Origin of the sequence: Enterobacter sp. Cy-643 (assembly GCF_011752815.1) — a bacterium.
In the GTDB taxonomy this organism is placed as follows: domain Bacteria; phylum Pseudomonadota; class Gammaproteobacteria; order Enterobacterales; family Enterobacteriaceae; genus Cedecea.
Window position 1 is genome coordinate 109,422 of the sequence record NZ_VWWV01000001.1, and the last position, 24,186, is coordinate 133,607.

The 24,186-nt window shown below is 55.9% G+C and carries 23 protein-coding genes and 1 pseudogene; 10 read left to right on the forward strand and 14 right to left on the reverse strand.

Annotated features, from left to right (window positions below; translation table 11 throughout):
- The first annotated feature begins 58 nt into the window (after window positions 1-58).
- Entirely contained in the window at window positions 59-1,636 is a 1,578-nt protein-coding gene (guaA, locus tag F3J29_RS00530; protein ID WP_008459400.1) for a glutamine-hydrolyzing GMP synthase, read from the forward strand.
- A gap of 66 nt (window positions 1,637-1,702) precedes the next feature.
- Here the strand turns inward: guaA and F3J29_RS00535 are convergent.
- The 3 genes and pseudogenes from F3J29_RS00535 to F3J29_RS00545 form a co-directional block, all read right to left on the reverse strand.
- Window positions 1,703-1,861: pseudogene (locus F3J29_RS00535) on the reverse strand (DUF2000 family protein); the annotation flags it as partial.
- A gap of 7 nt (window positions 1,862-1,868) precedes the next feature.
- On the reverse strand, window positions 1,869-2,180 hold the full coding sequence (locus tag F3J29_RS00540; protein ID WP_166862177.1) for a CcdB family protein: 312 nt from the start codon (window positions 2,178-2,180) through the stop codon (window positions 1,869-1,871).
- A 2-nt stretch (window positions 2,181-2,182) separates the two neighbouring features.
- Window positions 2,183-2,425 (reverse strand): type II toxin-antitoxin system CcdA family antitoxin, encoded by a 243-nt coding sequence (locus tag F3J29_RS00545; RefSeq protein ID WP_034809527.1) that lies wholly within the window; start codon window positions 2,423-2,425, stop codon window positions 2,183-2,185.
- Between the two features lie 211 nt (window positions 2,426-2,636).
- Between F3J29_RS00545 and F3J29_RS00550 the strand changes: the two genes are divergently transcribed.
- A complete protein-coding gene (locus F3J29_RS00550; protein ID WP_166862179.1) occupies window positions 2,637-3,842 on the forward strand; it encodes a M24 family metallopeptidase in 1,206 nt (401 codons plus the stop codon).
- A 51-nt stretch (window positions 3,843-3,893) separates the two neighbouring features.
- On the opposite strand, the gene F3J29_RS00555 is transcribed toward F3J29_RS00550, so the two are convergent.
- Window positions 3,894-4,511, reverse strand: coding sequence for a LysE family transporter (locus F3J29_RS00555; protein WP_166862181.1), 618 nt, complete (start codon window positions 4,509-4,511; stop codon window positions 3,894-3,896).
- Window positions 4,512-4,696: 185 nt separating this feature from the next.
- Between F3J29_RS00555 and F3J29_RS00560 the strand changes: the two genes are divergently transcribed.
- Window positions 4,697-5,617 carry a LysR family transcriptional regulator gene (locus F3J29_RS00560; protein WP_166862183.1) on the forward strand — a complete coding sequence of 307 codons (921 nt, stop codon included), beginning with the start codon at window positions 4,697-4,699 and terminating at the stop codon, window positions 5,615-5,617.
- On the opposite strand, the gene F3J29_RS00565 is transcribed toward F3J29_RS00560, so the two are convergent.
- Window positions 5,611-6,627 carry a S66 family peptidase gene (locus tag F3J29_RS00565; protein WP_166862185.1) on the reverse strand — a complete coding sequence of 339 codons (1,017 nt, stop codon included), beginning with the start codon at window positions 6,625-6,627 and terminating at the stop codon, window positions 5,611-5,613. The two genes, F3J29_RS00560 and F3J29_RS00565, sit on opposite strands and share 7 nt — an antisense overlap.
- Before the next feature lie 24 nt (window positions 6,628-6,651).
- On the reverse strand, window positions 6,652-7,158 hold the full coding sequence (locus tag F3J29_RS00570) for a P-loop nucleotide/nucleoside kinase family protein (protein WP_166862187.1): 507 nt from the start codon (window positions 7,156-7,158) through the stop codon (window positions 6,652-6,654).
- A 268-nt stretch (window positions 7,159-7,426) separates the two neighbouring features.
- Here F3J29_RS00570 and F3J29_RS00575 point away from each other — a divergent pair, with 268 nt between their 5' ends.
- Genes F3J29_RS00575 through F3J29_RS00595 form a run of 5 tightly spaced genes read left to right on the forward strand, consistent with a single transcriptional unit; the run spans window position 7,427 to window position 12,095 of the window.
- Window positions 7,427-8,491: an ABC transporter ATP-binding protein gene (locus F3J29_RS00575; RefSeq protein WP_166862189.1), complete on the forward strand. Its 1,065-nt coding sequence runs from the start codon at window positions 7,427-7,429 to the stop codon at window positions 8,489-8,491.
- A complete protein-coding gene (locus F3J29_RS00580; RefSeq protein ID WP_166862191.1) occupies window positions 8,484-9,113 on the forward strand; it encodes an ABC transporter permease in 630 nt (209 codons plus the stop codon). The genes F3J29_RS00575 and F3J29_RS00580 overlap by 8 nt, the downstream gene beginning before the upstream one ends.
- Complete coding sequence (locus F3J29_RS00585; RefSeq protein ID WP_166862192.1) at window positions 9,113-9,781, forward strand: ABC transporter permease; 669 nt, start codon at window positions 9,113-9,115, stop codon at window positions 9,779-9,781. The genes F3J29_RS00580 and F3J29_RS00585 overlap by 1 nt, the downstream gene beginning before the upstream one ends.
- Window positions 9,782-9,818: 37 nt before the next feature.
- Window positions 9,819-10,718, forward strand: coding sequence for an ABC transporter substrate-binding protein (locus F3J29_RS00590; protein ID WP_166862194.1), 900 nt, complete (start codon window positions 9,819-9,821; stop codon window positions 10,716-10,718).
- 45 nt (window positions 10,719-10,763) lie between these two features.
- Entirely contained in the window at window positions 10,764-12,095 is a 1,332-nt protein-coding gene (locus F3J29_RS00595) for an NtaA/DmoA family FMN-dependent monooxygenase (RefSeq protein ID WP_166862197.1), read from the forward strand.
- 170 nt (window positions 12,096-12,265) lie between these two features.
- Here the strand turns inward: F3J29_RS00595 and F3J29_RS00600 are convergent, their stop codons facing one another.
- The 4 genes from F3J29_RS00600 to F3J29_RS00615 all read right to left on the reverse strand — a co-directional run bounded on the left by F3J29_RS00600 (window position 12,266) and on the right by F3J29_RS00615 (window position 14,988).
- Window positions 12,266-13,063, reverse strand: coding sequence for a phosphate/phosphite/phosphonate ABC transporter substrate-binding protein (locus tag F3J29_RS00600; protein ID WP_166862199.1), 798 nt, complete (start codon window positions 13,061-13,063; stop codon window positions 12,266-12,268).
- Window positions 13,056-14,057, reverse strand: a complete 1,002-nt coding sequence (locus F3J29_RS00605; RefSeq protein WP_166862201.1) for a fatty acid desaturase — start codon at window positions 14,055-14,057, stop codon at window positions 13,056-13,058. The genes F3J29_RS00600 and F3J29_RS00605 overlap by 8 nt, the downstream gene beginning before the upstream one ends.
- A gap of 188 nt (window positions 14,058-14,245) precedes the next feature.
- Window positions 14,246-14,665, reverse strand: coding sequence for a VOC family protein (locus F3J29_RS00610; RefSeq protein ID WP_008459377.1), 420 nt, complete (start codon window positions 14,663-14,665; stop codon window positions 14,246-14,248).
- Window positions 14,666-14,814: 149 nt separating this feature from the next.
- Window positions 14,815-14,988, reverse strand: coding sequence for a YfgG family protein (locus tag F3J29_RS00615; protein ID WP_205246619.1), 174 nt, complete (start codon window positions 14,986-14,988; stop codon window positions 14,815-14,817).
- A 356-nt stretch (window positions 14,989-15,344) separates the two neighbouring features.
- Between F3J29_RS00615 and F3J29_RS00620 the strand changes: the two genes are divergently transcribed.
- Complete coding sequence (locus F3J29_RS00620) at window positions 15,345-17,606, forward strand: sensor domain-containing phosphodiesterase (protein ID WP_166862205.1); 2,262 nt, start codon at window positions 15,345-15,347, stop codon at window positions 17,604-17,606.
- Between the two features lies 1 nt (window position 17,607).
- On the opposite strand, the gene ppx is transcribed toward F3J29_RS00620, so the two are convergent.
- From ppx to purM, 4 genes are all read right to left on the reverse strand, one after another.
- A complete protein-coding gene (ppx, locus tag F3J29_RS00625) occupies window positions 17,608-19,149 on the reverse strand; it encodes an exopolyphosphatase (RefSeq protein ID WP_166862207.1) in 1,542 nt (513 codons plus the stop codon).
- A gap of 23 nt (window positions 19,150-19,172) precedes the next feature.
- Window positions 19,173-21,233 (reverse strand): polyphosphate kinase 1, encoded by a 2,061-nt coding sequence (gene ppk1 / locus F3J29_RS00630; protein WP_166862209.1) that lies wholly within the window; start codon window positions 21,231-21,233, stop codon window positions 19,173-19,175.
- Window positions 21,234-21,406: 173 nt separating this feature from the next.
- Window positions 21,407-22,045, reverse strand: a complete 639-nt coding sequence (gene purN, locus F3J29_RS00635; protein ID WP_166862211.1) for a phosphoribosylglycinamide formyltransferase — start codon at window positions 22,043-22,045, stop codon at window positions 21,407-21,409.
- A complete protein-coding gene (gene purM, locus F3J29_RS00640; protein WP_166862213.1) occupies window positions 22,045-23,082 on the reverse strand; it encodes a phosphoribosylformylglycinamidine cyclo-ligase in 1,038 nt (345 codons plus the stop codon). Before purM ends, purN begins: the two co-directional genes overlap by 1 nt.
- A gap of 419 nt (window positions 23,083-23,501) precedes the next feature.
- On the opposite strand from purM, the gene upp reads away from it, so the two are divergent.
- Window positions 23,502-24,128 carry a uracil phosphoribosyltransferase gene (gene upp / locus F3J29_RS00645; protein WP_061278688.1) on the forward strand — a complete coding sequence of 209 codons (627 nt, stop codon included), beginning with the start codon at window positions 23,502-23,504 and terminating at the stop codon, window positions 24,126-24,128.
- The last annotated feature ends 58 nt before the right edge of the window (window positions 24,129-24,186 follow it).

The window sequence follows — 24,186 nt, forward strand, 5'->3', positions numbered from 1 at the left end:
CACCCGGCTTTATGCCGGGTGTTTTTGTTTTGTATCACTTGCCTCGGAATTAACGTCAATGACGGAAAACATTCATAAACATCGCATTCTGATCCTCGACTTCGGCTCTCAGTACACTCAGCTGGTGGCGCGCCGCGTCCGTGAACTGGGCGTTTACTGCGAACTGTGGGCCTGGGATGTTACCGAAGCTCAAATTCGTGAGTTCAACCCAAGCGGCATCATCCTTTCCGGCGGCCCGGAAAGCACTACCGAAGCAAACAGCCCGCGTGCGCCTGAGTACGTGTTCGAAGCCGGTGTGCCGGTGTTCGGCGTTTGCTACGGTATGCAGACCATGGCCATGCAGCTGGGCGGCCACGTTGAAAGCTCTACCGAGCGTGAATTCGGCTACGCGCAGGTCGAAGTGAAAACCGACAGCGCGCTGGTTCGCGGCATCGAAGACTCCCTGAGCGCAGCCGGTCAACCGCTGCTGGACGTGTGGATGAGCCACGGCGACAAAGTCACCGCTATCCCGTCCGACTTCGTGACCGTTGCCAGCACCGAAACCTGTCCGTTCGCCATTATGGCCAACGAAGAAAAACGCTTCTACGGCGTGCAGTTCCACCCGGAAGTAACCCACACCCGTCAGGGCCAGCGTCTGCTGGAGCGTTTTGTGCTGGAAATCTGCGGCTGTGAAGCGCTGTGGACCCCGGCAAAAATCATCGAAGATGCGATTGTTCGCATCCGCGAGCAGGTCGGCGACGACAAAGTTATCCTCGGCCTGTCCGGCGGCGTTGACTCTTCCGTGACCGCAATGCTGCTGCACCGCGCCATCGGCAAAAACCTGACCTGCGTGTTCGTGGACAACGGCCTGCTGCGCCTGAACGAAGCTCAGCAGGTAATGGACATGTTCGGCGATCACTTCGGCCTGAACATCGTTCACGTTGAAGGCGAAAACCGCTTCCTGACCGCGCTGGCGGGCGAGAACGACCCGGAAGCCAAGCGTAAGATCATCGGCCGCGTGTTCGTGGAAGTATTCGACGAAGAAGCGCTGAAGCTGGAAGACGTTAAATGGCTGGCGCAGGGCACCATCTACCCTGACGTTATCGAGTCTGCGGCCTCCGCGACCGGCAAAGCACACGTCATCAAATCTCACCACAACGTGGGCGGCCTGCCGAAAGAGATGAAGATGGGCCTGGTTGAGCCACTGCGCGAGCTGTTCAAAGACGAAGTGCGTAAAATTGGTCTCGAGCTGGGCCTGCCGTACGACATGCTTTACCGCCACCCGTTCCCGGGCCCAGGCCTCGGCGTTCGCGTGCTGGGCGAAGTGAAGAAAGAGTACTGCGACCTGCTGCGCCGCGCCGACGCTATCTTCATCGAAGAGCTGCACAAAGCCGACCTGTACAACAAAGTGAGCCAGGCGTTCACCGTGTTCCTGCCGGTCCGTTCCGTAGGCGTAATGGGCGATGGCCGCAAGTACGACTGGGTTGTTTCCCTCCGTGCGGTAGAAACCATCGACTTTATGACCGCGCACTGGGCGCACCTGCCGTACGACTTCCTCGGCCGCGTGTCCAACCGCATCATCAACGAAGTGAACGGCATCTCCCGCGTGGTTTACGATATCTCCGGTAAGCCACCGGCGACGATTGAGTGGGAATAATCACTCTTTTCGTTGTGTGACGTGCTGAAAGCCCGCGATTGCGGGCTTTTTTATATTTATCTTCCCTTACTTATGCAGCTTCATCCCCTTTATCACCTTATCCACCACCTTCTTCGGGCCGCGCATCGACAGGCCGACCAGGTTCATGCTGTCGGCATCTTCTGCTTTGAACACTTCCCGGTGGGTTTCGTCATGCCCGGTGGAAAACATGGCGTGTACGTAAGGGAACTAGCTATTCGATGCCATAGAAAAGGAAGTTAAGCGCCGCTTTTATTGTATTTTCATGTTCAGCCGCGCTGCAGTGTTCTGCGCCCAGGATCCGTTCAGGGATGCTCGCGAGTTCATGAGTCATCACAATAAAATCTTCACCGGCCAGATGAATGGATGGGGTGAGTTTGTCCGTGCGTGGCCCTTTATAGTTTTCAGCCGGAAAGAGAGGAATGACGACTCGGGTATTTCTGCGCCCGATAATGTTGCTCTGAACATTCAATAAATACGGATAAGCCGTGGGCTTTCCCGTGTTTTTGTAGACGGTGAATTGCATGATTAGAACGTCCTGTAGGTGTCGGATAAAAGCCCGTTTTCTTCCGTGAGCTGGTTCAGATAGTCGATTGCGGCTTCGTTTTCTTTCTTCCAGCGAGCGGCTTCAATCTCCTTGATTTCGGCTTTTAGCGCTTTACGTAACGTTTGTGACAAGTTGATTCCTGCCGCTTTTGCTTCCTGAATCAGATCTGGCTCTAGTGTGACGGTGACGGTTTTTTTCACTCGTATACTTGCTGATGCAGGCATGGCTCCCCCTCAAGAACTGTGTTTTTGTATGTGTTAATAACGCATACAGTAGCACATATACTGTATGGCTAAAATATCACCAAATGTCTTTGGTTAAAAATCGACTTCATGTCCGGGTTTCAAGCCCGCTATATAAATCCCGATTGATCTGTTAAAACATCTGGCGATCCCGCTACGGCAAAAGTTAAACAAGACTGAGGTAACGAGCACCATGAATAAAGCAGATCATCTCCAGGCGGTCACGGCCAAAGCCAGGGCGATCATGGCCCGGAACAATATTGAGGCTTTGGTGGTGACAACCCCGGACAACTTTTGCCATGTCACCGGGTTTGCCAGTTTCTTTATGTACACCTTCCGCCATACCGGCGCGGCGCTGGCGGTCATTTTCCGGGATGAAAAGCTGCCATCTTTGGTCGTGATGAACGAGTTTGAGGCGGCTGGCCTGCAGTTTGAGCTGGCAAACTATGAGCTGAAGACCTTCCCGGTTTGGGTGGACGTCGATGAGCCTTTCAACCCGCAGCGGGTAGTGAAAGAGCGGCCGATTGGCCCGCCGGTTGAGTCCGTTTTCACGCTGCTCAAGTCCACCCTGGCGGACGCGGGCGTGCTGGATAAAAACATCGCTATTGAGCTGAATGCGATGAGCAACGGCGGCAAACAGACGCTGGATAAGGTGATCCCGAACCTACGCCTGGTGGACTCCACGGCAATCTTCAATGAGCTACGAATGGTCAAAAGCCCGTGGGAGATAGCGTTTCTGCGTAAAAGTGCGCAGGTAACCGAGTACGGCATCAGCGAAGCCTTTAAGGCGATTGGCGCGGGCTGTTCGGCGTGGGATCTCACCGCCGCCTATAAAGCGGCCGTGATGCAGCACCCGGAGACCAACCTTTCACGCTTCCATTTGATCTCAGTAGGGGATGATTTTGCCCCCAAACTCATCCCGAGCCGCGAACCGGTTAAATCCGGGGATTTAATCAAATTTGACTGCGGCGTGGATGTCGCTGGCTACGGCGCGGATTTGGCGCGTACGGTAGTGTTCGGCCAGCCAACGGAAATGGCGGAGCGGATCTACCAAACCATCCTGCAGGGCCACGAGCACATGCTCAGCCTGATTGGCCCGGGTGTGAAGCTCAGCCACGTGTTTAACGACACGATGAGCAAAATTAAAACCAGCGGCTTGCCGCATTATAACCGCGGCCATTTGGGGCATGGCGATGGGCTGTTCTTAGGCCTGGAAGAGGCACCTTTCATTAGCGCAGCGGCAACCGAAACCTTTGAACCGGGCATGGTTTTTAGCGTGGAAACGCCTTACTACGGCATCGGCGTTGGGGCGATCATGCTGGAAGATATGTTGCTGATCACCGACGACGGCTATGAGCTCTTTAGCCACTTACCTCGAGAATTACGGCGTTTTGAATAACCGCCATGCGGGGCGTTAAGCCGCCCCGCTATTTTTGCTTAACCATAAATCTCAGCTAAAAAACGCCAGCTTAATGGCAAACGCGGCCAGGCATAGCCCAACGATTTTCTCCAGCAGGAATACCATGCCGGGACGGGTGCGGACCTTCTCTGCAAGGGAGGTGGTCAGGAAAATCATGATTGTGCAGTAGATAAAGGTCAGCGCGGCGGCGGTGCCCGCGAGGATAGCGAACGTTGGGATGCCCAGGCTGCGGGCCGGGTCGATAAACAGCGGCAGAAACATCACGTAAAATAGAATGGGTTTGGGGTTCATCAGGGTGATGAACATGCCCTGCAGAAAAGGCGTTCTTTTATGGGCTGTCGGCGGCGGTGGGGCACCGGTTCGGTTCTTCATCAACAGCTGGGCGCCCATCCACAATAGGTAGGCTGCACCCAACCATTTAATGACCATGAAAACGTGAGGCGAGGATTCGAGCAGCGCCGCCACGCCCGCAATCGCAAGCCACAGCAGCACCTGGTCGCCCAGCAAAATCCCCATCAGGCAGAGATAGCCGCTGCGCGCGCCACCTTTACTGGCGCTGGTGATCAGGATCAGGTTCCCGGGGCCGGGAATAATTAACAGCAGGATGAAAGAGAGAACGAAAGTTCCGTAATGGATGATGCCGGGCATGCTCAGGTTTTCCTTAAAAGTGCAGGTTTCAGGTCTTGTGCTTTGGCTTTTATACGCCGTACTGGCTGGCTTTATGATGGGAAGGAAGGCCGGTAGGCGGCAACCGAAAAGCGTGATATGTTTTCCCGATCTATGAAGAAATTCGATTCGTCGAAGCGTGATTAATCCTACAACTGACTGAAAAAATGGCCGGAATTAAGCTTAATCAGCTGGAAATGCTAATTGCTGTAGTGGAAAGCAATGGTTTCAGCGCCGCTGCCGCAGCATTGGGCTGTACGCAGTCGCGCATTAGCCATGCTATTGCCGAGCTGGAACTACACCTGAATGTTCGCCTGCTGCACCGGTCCCGCAGCGGCTGCACTCCCACTGCCGCCTGCACGCAGATTCTTAAAGATGCGAAAAAAATCATGCAGCTGCTGGACGGCATTGAGCAGACGGCGGCGGAAGCACCGCAGCTCGCCGGGCGCGTGCGGGTGGCCTGCTTCCGCAGCGCGACCGCGAACCTGCTGCCGCCTTACTTTGAAGCACTGGCCAACATTCTGCCCGATATCCATCTGGACATTGACGACAGCGCGACCGAATACCACCATCTCAACGATGCGGTCATATCCGGGCGGGCGGACATCGGCATTACGATTCAGGGCTATCCGGACTCACTCCACGGCGTGCCTTACATCAGCGACCCTTACGTGCTGATGCTGCCGCGCAGCTTCCGGTTACAGCAGCCTTTTAACTGGCAGCAGCTGGAAAACCTGCCGTTTATTCAGCCGAACGCCAACACGCTAAGTCCCGCCGTCGAGCGCTGTCGCGAAATGGGCCTGCGTAACGAGGTGGTGCATAAGCTGGCCAGCGACAGCGGGATTGTCGGGCTGGTTAATCAGGGCCTGGGGTTTTCCATTATGCCGTGGCTGTCGGTGCTGCCGGTGCCGGAGAATATGCGTATTCTGGATTTGCCCCAGCCGCTGCGCCGCCATTTGTTCATCGTCACCCGTCCCGAGCTGCGCCATGACAAAGTGATCGCCACGCTGATTAACTTCCTGCGCGATAAGGCGCTGATCCGCACAACCAGCGTCTGGCGCTCGGGCATGCTGGCTTTCGATTACTGATCGGCTTCCAGCCACTGGCTGGTCAGTGACATGGTCTGAGTGTCAAAGTCGATGCGCATCCGTACGCCGAGCGGGAGCGTCAGCATCGGGTGCGTGTGGCAGCAGTCAAAATCAGAGACGATGGGGATCTCGCGGCCGTTCAGCACTTCCCTCAGGATGTGCAGCGGCGTTTTTCCGCTGCCCAGGGCGTCAAACAGCTCGTGTCTGCCGAGCACAATGGCGGCGATGCGGTCGAACACGCCGCACAGCAAAAGATGGGAAAACTCTCGCTCCAGCTCCGCCGCATTGAGCAGGCTATCCTCGATAAACAGAATATCGCCGCGGTTGATGTCAGGCATGTATTCGCTGCCCCAGATGCCGTAAAGCGTATTCAGGTTGCCGCCAATGACCCGGCCTTCCACGTTGCCCGCTCCCTCGAAATGCCAGCTACCTGCCGTCAGATTTTTGGCCCTGGACTGCGTTTCCCAGTCGAGCATCTCCTCGGTCCATTCTGCGGGCTGGCTCAGCGTGTAAGGCAGCGCCTGCTGCCTGCTGAGTATCTTGAGGAAATGGCCAAACGTGCGGTCGACCAGCGGAGGGAATTCACCCAAAGACGCCACCACCGCCGGGCCATAAAAGGTAATCAGCCCAATCCGTTGATAGATCCCCACCAGCAGCGCCGTCACGTCCGAATAGCCGATGATGATTTTGGGGTCTTTCATCAGCTGCGCGTAGTCGATGTAAGGCAGCAGAGAGTTGCTGTTTAGGCCGCCGATGGCCGAGATAATGCAGCGCACGTTCGGGTCGTGTAAAAGGGCATTAAACTCATCCGCCCGCTCGCGAATGGAGCCTGAACGCCAGAAATCCTTTTTGCCCGTCAGGCTGCCTGCCTGCAGATAGAACCCCTGCGATTCAATAAACGCTTTTGCCCTTTGGTAGCGCTTTGGCGCAAAGGCGGTGGCCGCCGATGAGGGAGAAAACACGGCGATCGTGTCTCCCACGGTTAATGGGCGGGCATAAATCTGCGGCATAGCGGCATTCTCCCTGTGGGTCAGTTAGCGGCTGTTGGTCGCCGGGAAAACAAACTCAAACGCTTCCTGTTCAAACTCATCGGGCGCTTCCCAGAGGCGGCTGGCGATTTCAAAGATCTCGTCCGGCACCACCATCGAGAACGTTTCGCCTTGCTCGGTATTGCGGCGCTGCACGCGCTCGCGGCGAACGCTTTTAGGCGCATCAAGGACATGCACGCAAAATGGAATACCTTCTTCCTGCAGCTGGCGAAGCAGAGCTAACCTTGGCCCCTGCTGAATCAACCCCAGCTCAAGCGCAATGCTGTTGGTGGCAAGCACGGTGCGGGCATAGCTCAGAATAAGCTCGATCAGCCGGTCTTTACGCTCCACGTACCAGGGCACAAAATTCCCGGCCGGGCGGTCGGGGCTGTAGAGCCGCACGAACCACTCGTCCAGCGCGATATGGGTAAAGCCGTCGCTTTTAGCCAGCGCTTTAGCGTAGGTCGATTTACCCGCACCAACCGGGCCTTCAATAAAGTGTATTTGGTTCATCGGATAAGCTTTCTGTAGGAGGAATTATCAGGCGCGTTTTGGCGCGTACTTAACGATAGTAGCGCGAGAAATGGCTTTTAAATAGCTACCTTATTTGTTGTTTTTATAAGAAATAACCCGATGATTGCTGATAGTTATTTTCCGGTAACGCTTAGCATCATGTTGAATTTGTGAACCCTTTTTCCTCTGCAATACTGCCCTGGCGTGTGCTGAAACGTATAAGTCCGAAGGGCAAGATTGCGCGGTAATGAGGAAGTGCTGAAGCATCATGATTCAACTCGAAAACATCAATAAGATCTATCCGGGCAATGTACAGCACGCGATCAACTCGCTGAATATGACCATCCACGAAGGGGAGTTCTGCACTTTTGTTGGCCCCAGCGGCTGCGGGAAAACCACTACGCTGCGAATGATCAACCGCCTGGATATTCCGGACAGCGGTGAGGTTTATATTCAGGGGCAGCCGCTCTCCGGTGCCGACATCATTCAGGTTCGCCGCAAGATTGGCTTTGTGATGCAAAGCCCCGCGCTGTTTCCGCATCGCACCGTCGCGGAAAACATCGCCACCGTGCCGCGTCTTTTAGGCTGGGATAAGCGAGCCATTTCCCGCCGCATTGACGAGCTGGTGGCGCTGATGTCCCTTAATCCGCTGGTGCTGAAGCGCTATCCCCACCAGCTTTCCGGCGGGCAGCAAAGCCGGGTTTCTATCGCCCGTGCTCTTGCGGCCGATCCGCCGATTTTGCTGATGGACGAACCCTTTGCTGCTATCGATCCCGTCGTGCGAGACAGGCTGCAGGGTGAACTTCTGGCGCTGCAGGCCCGGCTGCATAAAACCATTATTCTGGTGACCCACGACATCAACGAGGCGATTCGCCTCGGCGACCGCATGGCCATTTTTCGCGAAGGCGGGCACCTCGAGCAGTTTGATACCCCGGACAACATTCTCTCCTGGCCCGTCAGCGAATTTGTGCGTGACTTTATTGGCCCCGAACCCAACCTCAAGCGGCTGGGCATGATGCGCGTGGGCGATCTGCCGCGTCGGGATGTGCCGGTTGTGACGCATGGTGAGCCACCGCTTTCCGGTGTCAGCCCGCAGGCGCTGGTGCTGGATGCCGAAGGGCGGCCCCGGCACTGGCGTGAAAACGGTCAACAGCTGCCGGTGCGTATTGCCAAAGAAAGTGAGTCGTTGCGCCACGTTTACAGCGCCCTGCTGGACGTCCCGCAGGGCGTGCTGGTGCGCGTCACTGCCGAAGGGCACTACGCCGGAGTCGTGGACAGCGGCATGCTGAGCGATGCACTTAACCGGCATCTGGAGCTGCACCGCAATGATTGACTGGCAATGGGTGGCCGACAATCTCGACCTGATAGGCGAGCTGATGCTGCAGCATTTGCAGATGGTGCTGCTGTCGCTGGCGATGGGCACGTTGCTGACCGCTGGAATGCTTTTACTGTCCATCGTCTGGCCCGCGCTGTCCGGCCCGCTGATTTCCCTGAGCGGGGTGCTGTTTACCATTCCGTCGCTGGCGCTGTTTATTCTGCTGCTGCCGTGGACCGGGCTGTCTGTCACCACGGCGGTGATTGGCCTGACGCTTTATTCGCTGCTGATCCTGCTGCGTAACGTACTGGCGGGCATGCAAAAACTGCCGGCCGACGTGCTGGAGTCTGGCCGGGCGTTGGGCTACACGCGCTTTGGCCGCTTTATTGACGTGGAGCTGTTTCTGATTCTGCCCGCGCTGTTTGCCGGGCTGCGCATCGCTTCCGTGACGCTGGTGGGCTTAGCGATCGTCACCGCGCTGATAGGCCAGGGCGGGCTGGGGCAGCTCATGATCCTCGGCTTCAACCAAAACTTTTTAACGCCGATTCTGGTCAGCCTGGCGCTGAGCCTGGTGCTGTCGCTGGGGCTTGACCTGCTGATCGCGCGTCTCGGCTACAGCCTGATGAGGTGGACGCGCTGATGGATATCGTACATCAAACCTGGCTTTGGTTTTTGCAGGCCGACCACTGGGGCGGCGATCTCGGTATCTGGCACCGCTTTGGCGAACATCTGTATTACGTGCTGATAAGCCTGCTGCTAGGGGCACTCATCGCCCAGCCGCTCGGCATTTTGCTTGGCTACTGGCGGCGTGGGGCGTTTTTCGCCATTAACCTGTTCAACATCGGCCAGGCGTTTCCTTCGCTGGGGATAATCCTGCTGTGCATCATGCTGCTGGGTTTTAACGATGTGCCGGTGTTTATCGCCCTCGTCGCGCTGGCTATTCCGCCGATGCTGACCAACACCTACGTCGGCATCAGCCACGCCGATCAAACGCTGTGCGACGCGGCCAAAGCAATGGGCATGACGCCGCTACAAAGCCTGATCAACGTTCGTATTCCGCTGGCAATGCCGCTGATTTTTGCCGGGATCCGTACCTCGCTGCTGCAGCTTATCGCGACGGCGGTGGTAGCGGCCTACGCCGGGCTGGATGGCCTCGGACGCTTCCTGATCGACGGCCTGGGGCAGCGCGATTATCCGCAGGTGATCGCCGGCTCGGTGGTGATTTCTCTGCTGGCGGTTGGCTGCGAGCTGCTGATGTCGCAGGTGGCTAAGCGCTGGCTCAATTTTGCAATACCAACCGCGGGTTAACGCCCGCGCACAACACAACATAAAAGAGATAAGGGTGATGACGATGAAAAACTGGCTGACTTCGGCGGGCAAAAGATTCCAACTAACTTTCCTGGCTGCAGGACTGGCAAGCGTGGGGTTTGCGGCGCACGCGGAAACCGTCACGATTGGCGGCGCAAACTATTCGGAACAAACGATCCTGGCCAATATCTACGCCAGCGCATTAAAGCAGCAGGGCATTGAGGTGAAAACTCGCCTCAACCTCGGCAACCGTGAAATTATCATTCCGGCGCTGAAATCTGGGGAGCTGGACGTGGTGCCGGAGTATCTCGGCGCGCTGCTGAACTATTACCACGGCGGCAGTAAAGCGACGACCGAACAGGAAGTCTCTGCCGAACTGCAGCAGGCGCTACCGGCGGATCTGGCGCTGCTAAAACCCTCCTCGGCGGCCTCCATTACCGCATGGGGCGTGCGGGAAGAGACGGCCAAAAAATATAATCTGAAAACGCTGTCAGACCTGGCGAAAGTTGCCCCTGAGCTGGTGGTTGGTGGCCCGCCGGAAGTGGCAACCCGTGCCCTTGGTCTGCCGGGGCTGGAACGCGTGTACGGCATCAAATTCAAATCCTTTAAGTCGCTGGATATTGGTGGCCCGCTGAGCCGTCTGGCGCTGAACTCCGGCAAAATCGACGTAGCGACGCTGGTCTCGACCCAGGGCGATCTGCTGAAAGAGAAGTGGGTGGTGCTGGAGGATGACAAACACGAGCAGCCGGCTCAGAACCTGGTCCCGCTGGTGCACAAAGGCGCTGTTTCGCCGAAAGTGGAGGAAGTACTCAACGACATCTCCGCCAAATTGACCACCAAAGATTTGATCCAGTTGAACAAGTTGGTGGACGTCGATCATAAAGATCCGGCTAAAGTTGCTGCCCAGTGGGTAAAAGAAAAACTGGCTGCTAAATAACGAGTCCCCGGCCAGGGAGGGCCATTTCACAACGAGTATTCCGCCATGCCGCAAGCTACCGCCATTTTTAACCTGTTCTTCTTCAACCCGCAGGGTGACTATCGCTTTTCCTGGCGCCACCCGGACGCGCCGGGCAAAGAGATTTTTACCCTGAAGTATTACGCGGACCTGGCGCGCAGGGCCGAAGCCGCCGCGCTGGATAACATTTTTATCGCCGACCATGTCGCTATTTGGGACACGGTGCCGAGCGGCGTGCCGCATTATGCTAACCCTCGGCTCGAGCCTGTCACCCTGTTGGCTGCGCTGTCGGCAGTGACCGAAAACATCGGCCTGATGGCGACGGCGTCAACGTCCTACACCGAGCCTTACAACCTGGCGCGCTACTTTGCCTCACTTGACCATTTGAGCGGGGGACGAGCGAGCTGGAACGTCGTCACATCCTGGCTGCCGGAAGAAGCGGCCAACTACGGGCTGGATACTCTGCCGGAGCACGGCAGGCGCTACGAGCGCGCCGCCGAGTTTATCGCAGTGGTCAGAAAACTGTGGGATTCCTGGGAAGATGAAGCCGTGCTGATCGATAAGCAAAGCGGCTATTTTGCCGATCCGGAGCGTGTACACCCGCTCAACCACGCAGGCGAATTCTTTAAGGTGCGCGGCCCGCTGAACGTGCCGCGCCCGCCGCAGGGACACCCGATTGTGGTGCAGGCTGGTTCCTCAGAGTCTGGCAAAGCGCTGGCGGCGGCACAGGCCGATATTCACTTTGTGTTTATGAGCAACATCGAGAAAGGGCTGGCCTATCGCGAGGATATGAATAAACGCCTGCGTGAAAATGGGCGCGAGCCGGAACACTTTAAAATCCTCGGCGGCGTGCTGCCGGTGGTGGTGAACACGCCGGAGGAAAAGGAGCAGCGCCGGGCGCTGATCCAGACGCTGATGAACGACCAGATGGCGCTGGATCTTCTCAGTACCTATCTGCGAATGGATATGGGGGAATATGATGCCAACGCGCCGCTGCCGCCTTTGCCGGAGGAGCAGGGTTTTGACGGGTTGAGAACCGCGCTGCAGATCATCAAGGGTTACGATCCCGCCCTGACGGTGCTACAGCTGGGCAGATTATTGCTTCAAAGTTCCGACAGCTGGCTGGTGATTGGCACCGCGCAGGAGGTTGCCGACACGCTGAGCGAGGCGTTTCATGCCGGGGCCGTGGACGGCTATAACCTGATGTTCCCGTTCCTGCCGGTGGATTTCGATAATTTTGTCGATCGGGTGGCGCCGATTTTGAAACAGAGCGGGGTGATGCAGCAGGCTTACCGGCCTGGTACGCTGCGGGAGAAGCTGGGGTTACCGCCGGTGAGGAATCAGTTTACGCGTGAGTGACAGGTTCGCCCCTCACCCTAACCCTCTCCCCACTGGGGAGAGGGGACTAGAAATGCAGGGAATAACGAATACACCTTCTCCTTTTGGGAGAGGGGACCAGAAATGCAGGGAATAACGAATACTCCCTCTCCCTCAGGGAGAGGGCCGGGGTGAGGGTAAAAGGCAGTAACCTAAAGCGTCATCAAACCACTAGCCGCAGCTATCTTCGCCGCATCGCTAATAAGCTGATAATCATCCCGATCGGTCGCGCTAAAATCTTGTATCAGCAACGCTTCCCTGACGTCTCGCCACTCAGCTTCGCTCACCAGCCGTTTCAACGCGCGGCGCAGCTGCGCCAGCTCCACGGCTGAAGTTTGCGCTGAGGTAATCATCGGTAAACCCGGCGCCAGAGCGGTTGTGCCGATAGAAACCAGGCCTGATACGCGTGCCGGCTCGTGACGAGCAACCAGCGCGAGAGTGACTGCATCAATGGCGGCAATATCGCTCGTGCCGGCCTGCACCTCCGCCAGCGACTGGCGGTGGCTGCCGCTAAAGGCGATGTCAGAGAAGAACTTTCCGTCTTTTTGGTGAGGGGCGACCAGGCTGCGCAGGCCGTGATAGCCGGACTGGGAGTCGTCGCTGTTGCAGACGACGCGTTTGCCCCGGAAATCTACCAGTGATTTTCCCGCGTCGGCTTCACGAACCATCAGCTGGCTGCTGTAGTGAAATCCTTCGCAGCCAGCGGCCTGATAATGAAACGTACCGACGACCTGCACATTCGGCAGCAGGGCGCGCAGCGGATAGCCGCAGGTCTGGCTGAGCAGCAGCCGCGAGTCTTGCCAGTGGCTCAGACGATCTTCAGGTTCGCTATAAAGCAAACTGTCGCCGTCCAGCCCTTCTTCGCTCAGCAGATGTCGCAAAGCGGCTAACAGCGCTTCGGTATCCGGGTGATGTACGTCGTACATTGGCAGAGAGATAAGCTTACTCATGGGCTTTCTCCTGCGGCACTGCGTCCTGCGCCAGTCGCCCGTCCGGGAAGAACGGGTTGATTTCCACCTGAATAGGTTTAATCAGATGCTCACGCATTAGCTCGCCGTAGCCGTTCACAAAGAAGCCCTGATTCCGCTTCAGGTATTCCTCTTTATAGGCACGATAAACGGTCGGCAAGCCGTACCACGGAATCCCAGGGAGGTCGTGGTGCACGGAGTGATAGTTCAGGTTTAAGAACAGCAGGCGCCAGAACATGCCCGCTTCGTTAATGACGGTTCTCGCTTCAGGATCTTCCGCCGCGCGATGTTCGAAGAAAGAGCGTACTTTGGTCATCGCCAGCATCGGCCAGGTGACGACTAACAGGTAGTAAACCACCGAGAAATCATGCTTTACCAGCCAGCCGAGCACCGGGACAAGCAGCAGAAGATGTACCGTCCACATCACCATCGCCGGGCGATTGCCGCTGCGGAAAGTTTCCCAGATATTGACCACCGTCCAGCGCATGGTCAGCGCCGGCGTCAGCATCAGCCTGCCGGGGAAGGTATTTCGCAGGCGCACCAGCAGGCGCTGAACGCCGCTAAAATGCTGCCAGCGTCGGCGGGTGAAGTAGTAACTTTCGGGGTCAGTTTCCGGCACGGTCAGATCTTCATCCTGGTGATGTTTCAGATGCAGGTCGCGATAAGTGCCGTACGGGTACCAGATAGAAAAAGGCATCAGCCCGAACAGCTGGTTCAGACGTGGAAAGCGCGTCGGGTGGCCGTGCAGAAGTTCATGCTGCAGCGACATATACCAGGTGGCTAACCAAATGAGCAGCAGCGTTGCCGGGAAGAGGCCAATCGTTTTCCACCACGCCACGGTGGCAAACCATCCGCCATAAATCGTGATAATCAGCAGCCAGGTCGGCAGCTCCGTGCGCCACAGCCACGAACGCCGCAGTTTTTTGACAAATTCCCGCTGTTCTTCATGTAAATAGACCGACGCTCTGCCACTCATTTAACTTATCGCTGCCCGCAATTAACCGTTGAATTGAGCAGAGAGTAAATCGTCGCCGCTAAAGCCCATAGGAATATAAATAGCTATGCTTAGAACATAAAATGCTTAAACAGAAAGAGGGAATACCGGGCAGAAGTGCGAAGCGTCAGAAAGGGGGAAAAGGGCGGTTTTTTGCCGCCCTTCGGGCGTTACATTGATTCAATGCCAACCCGCTGACCATAGGAAAGTTCAAGCGTATTGCCGTCCGGGTCGGCAAAGAACACGAAGTAACCCACCGGATCGCCGAGCTGTTCTGGTTCTCTGCGCAGCACGCCTTCGGCTCTCGCCATTTCCGTCTTGCGATCAATTTCTTCTTTGGTTGCGCAGGCCACGCCCAGGTGACCAAAATTTCCCAGCGGCGTGTCGGTGTTGTTGTCTGCCTGCACCAGAACCAGTGCAAAAGGCCGGGTACGATCGCTCAGCCAGGCCACCTTGCGTGCGTCCGGCAGGTTGGGTTCGCGCTGGTGTATCACCTTCATCGCGGTATAGCGGAGGTAGAAATCGACGCTTTTATCCAGATCCTTCACCATAAATGCGACGTGGGTAAAGCCGACATCAATCTGTTCCATACTGTGCCTATTCAGCTGTTTTTGATGGCGTGACTTTACAACCTCAAGTTAACTTTGGGTCAAGGTATGAAGACATGGCAACGCGGCACTTGAGCATTTTTGAACAAGTGGTAAGGAACTGAAAGAGAGTGCGGGCGGGAACCGACGGACTAGCGGTTAGCGCTATCCACCTGCTGGCTGCTTTGTTGGGCCTCTGCTTTTTTATCCTGATGGTGATACCAGGCCCCGATAGAGGAATAAATAAAGCGACCAAAAAAGAACAGAAAACTGATGAGCAGAATAATGCGGGTCATGCGATTATTAAAACGGTTTCGTCTTTGCATAGTCGTAACCTGTGTCACGCAGGGGTCCTTGAGATTGGCCCGGCATTGCGGGCGACGGGGCTATTTAGTCACACTGAGCCACTCAGGTCAATTATTCATCATGTAAAAACGACCTGAATGAATGAGTCATGGGCATTTTATTCATGGGGTGAATTTGTTGTGAACGAATATGAATCATATTCAGTCTGAATTTTACCTCAGCGGTGATTCATTGAACTGATACTGATGTGCATCAATTATTCTTAATGTTAGCGAACTAAAATTTGCCCCCCGTAGTGACGGAAGATGGGCCGTAACTAACCGGAAAGGATATCCGGGAGATACCCGAAGAGGAACAGGGATTTTGGCGAAGATGTATGCAATCGGCTAGTTGGTATAAAAAATCAAAAAGTAAATGGTGGGCACTGCCCCTAATTCTCCCCAGCCTGCTGCTGCCGCTGGTGGCAACGTTTAACGCGCAAACCGTATTGGATGGCGGGCGAGTTTTCCTGCTGTACATGTCGCTCCCGCTGCTAACCGCATGCATCGTACTGTTCGGACGCGCGGCTATTCCGGGCATCATTCTGGCTTTGCTGATTCGCTATCTGCCCTCAGAGGGCGTGTGGATTTCGTTGCTGGCCGTCCTGCACTTTATCGTGCCGATTACGGTCAGTTCGGGCTGCTACCGCTATTTTGTGTCGCGACGCAGCGCGGTGACCTTCGGCCTGATTCAGCTTACCGCTCAACGTATGTTTTGGCTGGTGCTGGTTAACGCCGCGCTATTTCTGATGTTCTACGAGATGGCGTTATTTTTAGGCTGGTACGATCGCAGCTTTTCTATTCTGTCCGCTACGCCGTGGAGCGCCAGGACATTAATTAATTTTCAGGCCGTGCTGGTGGGGGGATTAACCGGGCTGCCGTTCTTCTATTTTATTTTGCGCATGATAGAGCACCCGCGCTTTATCAAAAGCTTCTGGTCCCGTATGCGCGGGCAGCGGCAGAAGGGCGTGACGCGAAGTGAAATGTTGCTCTGGGCAGCGCTCGTTGGCCTGCTTATTTGGCTGCTGCTGTACCCGATTAGCCAAAGCAAAACCATTTTTAATACTGATTACACGCTGACGCTTATCCTGCCCGTTATGCTGTGGGGGGCGATGCGTTTCGGCTTCCTGTTTATTACCAACGCCTGGACCGTGGTACTGATTATCCTCTGCGGCGGGTTCCATAATTACCTGCCGCCGGATATGGGCTTTCAGCTGCATTTGGCCATTGCGTCGTCCTGCTATGCGGTGTTCTCCATCACCATCTATTTAATGGCGGCGGTGACCACCCGACAGCGCTTCTTGCACTATAAAGCGCGCCGCGTGGCGTTTATCGATCCGATGATGCAGATGCCAAATCTACGCGCGTTATCTCGTGACCTGGGGAATACGCCCTGGTCCGCGCTGGGATTTTTGTCGATTCCCGAGCTGGAGCTGTTGGGGCGAAACTACGGCGTTTTGCTGCGCATTCAATACAAGCAGCAGCTGGCGGAATATTTGCGCGGCCAGCTGTCGCCCGGCGAGAGGGTGTACAACCTTTCAGGGCACGATCTCGCCCTGCGCCTCAATTATGAATCTCATCAGGCTAAAATTGAGTCTCTGTACGCCCATGCCCGACGGTTCCGCTTTATGTGGGACGGGATGCCGCTGCAGCCGCAAATCGGCATCAGCTATTGCTTTGTGCGCCACCCGGTGTCCCATCTCTACTTATTGCTCGGCGAGTTAAGCACCATGGCCGGGGTATCGCTCTCCACGCAGCGGCCCGAAAGCCTGCAGCAAAAAGGCTCCAATCACATTCAGAATGCGGTTAAACGTAAAGTTGAAATGATGAATCGCCTGCAGCACGCGCTCGATCAGGATCTGTTTGTACTGATGGCGCAGCGTATCGAAGGGTTACGGGGTGACGCCTACTACGAGGTGCTGCTGCGGATGCGTGGCGATAAAGGCGAACTGCTGTCACCGGATCTCTTTTTGCCCGTCGCCCATGAGTTTGGGCTTTCATCCCGCATTGACCGCTGGGTGCTGAATGCCGCCCTGCAGTTTATGGATAAGCACCGCGACAGTTTGCCGGGCTGCAGGCTCGCCATTAACCTGACGCCCGCTTCGGTGTGTCAGGCCCAGCTTCCGGGTGATGTTCAGCATTTGCTGACGAAGTACCGTATTGAGCCGTGGCAGCTGGTTTTTGAAGTGACAGAAAGCCACTCTTTAACCAACCTTGAACAGGCTAATTTGACGCTGAAGATGCTGCAGCGCATGGGGTGCCGGGTAGCAATCGACGACTTTGGCACCGGCTATGCCAGCTATGCGCGCCTCAAAGAGTTGAGCGCCGACATCCTTAAAATTGACGGCAGTTTTATCCGCAATATTTTAACCAGCAGCCTGGATTATCAGGTTGTGAGCTCGATATGCCAGCTGGCAAGAATGAAGAAGATGCAGGTTGTGGCGGAATATGTGGAAACGCAGGCGCTAAAAGATGCAGTGCGGGCGATGGGCATGGATTATGTTCAGGGATATTTGATTGGTCGCCCTGAACCGCTGGAGAGCCTTGCTGAAGAACAAAGCCCCTCTGCACAGGGAGATGCAAAGGGGCTGACGGAGTAAATCAGGCGGAGAGGGCCGCTTCGGCCTCTTCCTCGATGGTCAGCTTCCACCCGGTCATGCTTTCCCAATACTGCTGTTCACGCTCCAAATCCAGCTGCACCAGCGTGTTCTGGGTGAACCAGTCATGCGGGAAGCGCAGCGTCCAGTGGTTATCATCGGTTTCCAGCACCAGCGTCGGCGGCGTGGTTGTCGCCTGACGCTGGTTGTTCAGCAGCGTGGCCAGACGAATCAGCTGAATCAGCGGCAGAAATTGTTTCTTTTTAAACAGCGTGAAGCGCGGCAGATCGTCCAGCTTGATGGCCTTGCGGTGGTAGCGCACCAGGGAAGCCATCAGCATCTGTTGTTCCTGGTTGAAGCCGGGCAGGTTGCTGTTTTGCAGAATATAGGCCGAGTGGCGATGCATCCCGCTGTGGTTGATGCTCAGTCCGACTTCGTGCAGCATCGCGGCCCATTTCAGCAGTGCGGCCATTTGCGGGTTAGCCAGCTTGTGGTTCTGTTTTTCCCACTGCTGGTAAAGCAGTTCAACGGTTTCCAGCACCCGACGGGCCTGATCGCTGTCGATGTGATACTGCTCCGCCAGGCTTTGCGCGGTGCGAATACGAATATCCTGATGGCGGAAGCGGCCTTCCATTTCGTACAGCACGCCTTCGCGTAGTGCGCCGTCTGAAAGGCGTAACTCGCGGATGGCGAGTGCATCAAACACGCCGCAAAGAATCGCCAGCCCGGGCACGAATACCGCTTTACGCTCTTCGGACAGGCCCGGCAGGCTCAGGGCGTCGAAGGTTTTAAACTTCAGTACTTCCTGCTGCAGCATTTCAAGGCGCTCCGGGGTGATCATCCCGTCTTTTTCGCCCATTTCAATCAACACTTCATGCGCCGCTTTGATGGAGCCAGAAGCGCCCAGTGCGACTTTCCAGCCCTGCAGGCGATATTGCCAGGCCAGGGTTTCCAGTTTTTGGATGGCCGCCATGCGGGCGCGCTTGAAGCTTTCCGGGCTGATGACGCCGCCGGGGAAGAAGTTTTGCGCAAAGCTGACGCAGCCCATACGGCGACTCTCCACCAGCATTGGCTCAAAATCCTCGCCGATCACCAGCTCGGTGGAGCCCCCGCCGATATCGATCACCAGCTTGCGGCCTTTCTCCGGCTGAGTGTGTTCCACGCCCATAAAAATCAGGCGGGCCTCTTCGTTCCCGGGAATGATTTCGATCGGGTAGGGGATCACTTTCTCCGCACGTTTCAGAAACTCAGCGGCATTGGTGGCCTCGCGAAGCGAGTGGGTGCCCACAATGCACACGTTGTCTGCTGCAAATCCCTGCAGGCGTTCGGCAAACAGCGCCAGGCAGGAGAGCCCACGCTCCATGGCCTCCTCGCTTAATTTGTTATCTGGCCCGAGGCCGTCCGCGAGGTGCACGCGCTGCTTCAGGCGGCCAATGATTTGCATGGCGCCATCTACCACACGGGCAATGACCATGTGGAAGCTGTTAGAGCCGAGGTCGACCGCAGCGAACTCCTGCGGCCGTGGAGCATGGTTTGATATCGGCATAATTTTATCTTCGCCTGAGAGCGTTAGTCAGGTTGTTCCAGAGATTTAATATAATCGTAGATCGCCAGTTGCGAACGCACTTTCCGGCGGTTGCCGCGCGGCACATAGCGATTACTCAGTTCTTTGTCGATGATGCGCGCTTTCACCGTGTCGTTCAGCTGGATATCAATGATATCGAGCATACGCTGCTTCAGGCGCGGATCGAGGACCGGGACGGCCACTTCAATACGGTAGTCGATATTACGGGTCATCCAGTCGGCTGAGGAAAGGAAGACTTTTTTATCGCCGCCGTTTTCAAAAATATAGACCCGGTCATGCTCAAGGTAGCGGTCAACGATACTCAGCACCCGGATATTATCGCTGATCCCGTCGAGTTCTGGAATCAGCGAACACATCCCGCGCACCAGCAGGTTCACCTTCACGCCCGCGCTGGAGGCCGCATAAAGTCTGTCCACCAGGCCTTTGTCCACCAGGTTGTTCAGCTTCAGCGTGATCCCGGCCGGCTGCCCGTTCTGAGCATTCTTGATTTCGCGGTCGACCATATCATAAAGCAGACGACGCGAGTTCTGCGGCGACACCAGCAGATAGTCGAAGGTCACCGGGCGGTACGGATTTTCGATAAAGTTAAACACGCGGCGCACTTCGTTGGTGATACGCGCGTCGGCGGTTAAGAGGGAATAGTCCGTATAAAGACGGGCAGTTTTCTCGTTAAAGTTACCGGTCCCGATATGCGCATAACGCACAATCTCTTCGCCTTCCATGCGGGAAATAAGGAACAGCTTGGCGTGAATTTTCAGCCCCGGCGCGGAGAAGATAACGTGCACGCCCGCCTCGGTAAGGCGCTTCGCCCAGTGGATATTCGCTTCTTCGTCAAAACGCGCCTGCAGCTCGACCACCACGGTGACTTTTTTGCCGTTATGGGCGGCGTGGATCATGGCGTCAATAATGCGTGAGTCTTTCGCCACGCGGTAGATATTGATTTTAATCGCCAGCACGCTTGGATCGAAGGAGGCCTGGCGCAGCAGCTCAAGAACGTGTTCGAAGGTGTGGTACGGGTAGTAAAGCAGGACGTCACGCTCGCGGATGGCGTCGAACCCGTTACGGAATTTATCGAACCAGATATGGCGCAGGCGCGGCAGCGGCTTGTTCACCAGGTTAGCTTTCCCGACGTTCGGGAAGCCAATAAAGTCTTTAAAGTTGTGGTAGCGCCCGCCGGGAATGATCGAGTCGTAGTTGGAAATGGTCAGCTTGTCGCGCAGCATCTCCACCATCGCATCCGGCATATCGCGCTGATAAACAAAGCGCACCGGCTCGGCGGTCAGACGCTGTTTCAGGCTGGAGGACATCAGTTCCAGCAGGCTGGATTCCATTTCGGTAACCAGGTCGTACTCGGCGTCACGCGTCATCTTCATCGAATAGGCGTTGAGCGTGTCGTAATCGAAGAACCCTTTGAAGATCTCATCCAGGCAGTAGCGCAGGATGTTATCCAGCAGGATCATTGGTTTGCGGCGACGCGGCGCTTCCGGCGGCAGGTTCACAAAACGCGGCACTTTATCCGACGGGATCTCCAGTAGCGCGTAGCGAATGCTGTCCCCGCGAATGATTTCCACCGCCAGATAGGTGTAATCGTCCTTCAGGAACTGCACCAGATCGGTATCGCGGTTGATCAAAATCGGCGTGATGTGTGGGCGAAGCTGATGTTTGAAGTAGCTACGCAGCCAGCTTTGCTGATTTTCGGAAAGCTGACGTTCGTTAATCAGGAAGATTTGGTTCCGCGCCATCTCCAGCAACAGCTCGTTATACAGGCTGTCAAATTCCTGATCGGCCTTCAGCACGCGGGCCTGGATCTTATTCAACAGGTGGCGCTGGTTGGAAGGGGAACCCTGCTCTTCACTGATTAAAATGCGGCGTTTCAGTTCGGCGAAACGCACTTTATAGAATTCATCGAGGTTATTGGAATAGATGCCGAGAAAACGCATCCTTTCAATCAACGGGTTGAGCTTGTCCGCCGCTTCCTGCAGAACGCGTTCGTTAAAAGACAACCAGCTCAGTTCTTTTTCGATATACAGCTTATCCTGACCCATTAGTCCTCACACTCCGTTTTCGTGGACGTGGCAATGCCGTCACCGTCACGTCAGTTATTATGGCGAGCTTTAGCGGAGAATGTCCAACTATGCAGATGAAACTCTCTCATCTGACCATGACAACTTTATGAGAGACAGACACAAAAAAAGGGCCGAAGCCCTTTTAAGTTTAATTATTCAGCAGCGTGGCCCTGCGGGGGCAGCTGCACGCCATCAAGCCAGGCGGCGTTCTGGCGCATTTTTAGGCGATCGTCGAGGAACCAGCTGACGACCAGCGGGTAAATCGCGTGTTCCTGATGCTGAACGCGGGCGGTGATTTCGTCCTCATCATCCCCTTCAAATACCGGTACTTTGGCCTGCAAAATAACCGGGCCGCCGTCCAGTTCGTCAGTAACAAAATGCACGGAGGTGCCGTGCTCTTCGTCGCCGTTTTCCAGCACCTGGCGGTGGGTATGCAGACCGGGATATTTTGGCAGCAGGGAAGGGTGAATGTTGAGTAAACGACCGCTGTAGCGCGCCACAAAGGCCGGGCTGAGAATACGCATATAACCCGCCAGCACCACGACGTCCGGCGCGTAGGCGTCAATCTCCTGCATCAGCTGGCGATCGAACGCCTCGCGGCTGGCAAACTCGCTTGCCGCCAGCGCGTGGGTCGGGATCCCGGCCTCTTGGGCGCGCTCAAGGCCGAACGCGTCGGCCTTATTGCTGAACACCGCGCTGATGGTGCCGTTAATCTTCTTCTGCTGGCAGGCGTCAATGATCGCCTGCAGATTGCTTCCGTTACCGGAAATCAGCACCACAATGTGTTTCATTACTCAATAACCACGCGCTCTTCGGAATCAGATGCCTTGATGATACCGATTTTCCACGCCTTTTCACCTTTGGCCTGCATCAGCGCAACGGCTTTATCCGCTTCCGCTGCCGGCAGCGCAATGACCATGCCCACGCCGCAGTTAAAGGTGCGGTACATTTCGTGGCGGCTGATGTTGCCGGCCTGCTGCAGCCAGTTGAAGACCGCTGGCCACTGCCAGGACGATTCGGTGATAACGGCCTGGGTATTGTCCGGCAGCACGCGCGGAATGTTTTCCCAGAAGCCGCCGCCGGTCAGGTGGGCGATGGCGTGAACATCCACGTTTTCAATCAGCTCAAGGATGTTTTTTACGTAAATGCGGGTTGGCTCGAGCAGGTGATCCGCCAGCGGTTTACCTTCCAGTTCGGTGGTCAGCGGGTCGGCGCCGCTCACTTCCAGCACTTTGCGCACCAGAGAGTAGCCATTGGAGTGCGGGCCGCTTGAACCCAGCGCAATCAGCACATCGCCATCGGCAACTTTAGACCCGTCGATGATTTCAGACTTCTCAACCACGCCCACGCAGAACCCGGCCACGTCGTAGTCTTCGCCGTGGTACATGCCCGGCATTTCAGCGGTTTCACCGCCAACCAGCGAGCAGCCTGACTGCAGGCAGCCTTCGGCGATACCGGTAATAACGCTGGCGGCGGTATCCACGTCCAGCTTGCCGGTGGCGTAGTAGTCGAGGAAGAACAGCGGTTCGGCGCCCTGAACCACCAGGTCATTCACGCACATGGCGACCAGGTCAATGCCGATTGCGTCGTGGCGCTTTAAATCCATAGCCAGACGCAGCTTGGTGCCCACACCGTCGGTGCCGGAAACCAGAACCGGTTCGCGATATTTCTGAGGCAACGCGCACAGCGCACCGAAACCGCCCAGTCCACCCATCACTTCCGGGCGGCGGGTCTTTTTCACTACGCCTTTAATTCTGTCGACCAGAGCGTTACCAGCATCAATATCTACACCGGCATCTTTATAGCTGAGAGAGGTTTTATCGGTCACTGCTCGTTCCCCACGGGTGGTATGAATACTCGTCATACTTCAGGCTGCAGGTGCGTTGACTGCGCCCGCTCACCTTAGTCACATAGTTAGCTATGCTCCTAAGGACTCACGGGCTTGCCGCGTGATTCGGCCTTATGGCCTCACCCCGTCGGGGCCAGCGCAAGCGCTGTTCAAAAAGACGTAAAGTCTTTTTGTCCTGCAATCCGAATTATCTAGAGTAGATAAAAAACGCGGCAATTCTAACAGTGCAGGCAAACGTTTGCGAGCCTCTTATCATCGGCAAGAAAAGAATTCCTGAGATAGACTCAATCCAGTCCGGTTGATCTCGATCATCCCATTAGCTGTAGCGCAGCGGCAAAAAAGCGGTATAATCCGGCGATTTTTTTTGTGGTAGCCAACTATCTCGGGGGAGAAAGAGTATGAAGATCGTGGAAGTGAAACACCCACTCGTCAAACACAAGCTGGGCCTGATGCGCGAGCAAGACATCAGCACCAAGCGCTTTCGTGAACTCGCCTCTGAAGTAGGCAGCCTGCTTACCTATGAAGCCACTGCGGACCTGGAAACCGAGAAAGTCACCATCGAAGGCTGGAACGGCCCGGTGGAAGTCGACCAGATCAAAGGCAAGAAAATTACCGTGGTGCCGATTCTGCGTGCCGGTCTTGGCATGATGGAAGGCGTTCTGGAAAATGTACCAAGCGCGCGTATCAGCGTCGTCGGCGTTTACCGCGATGAAGAAACCCTGCAGCCGGTGCCTTACTTCCAGAAGCTGGTTTCTAATATAGAAGAACGTATGGCGCTGGTGGTTGACCCGATGCTGGCGACCGGCGGCTCTATGATTGCCACCATCGACCTGCTGAAAAAGGCGGGCTGTACCAGCATTAAGGTACTGGTGCTGGTTGCCGCACCGGAAGGCATCGCCGCGCTGGAAAAAGTGCACCCGGATGTGGAGCTGTATACCGCTTCTATCGATCAGGGCCTCAACGAGCATGGGTACATTATTCCTGGCCTCGGTGATGCGGGCGATAAGATATTCGGAACAAAATAAGATTCATCAGCCGACTTTGAAAGTCGGCTTTTTTTTGATTGAAGCAAACACCGTTCGT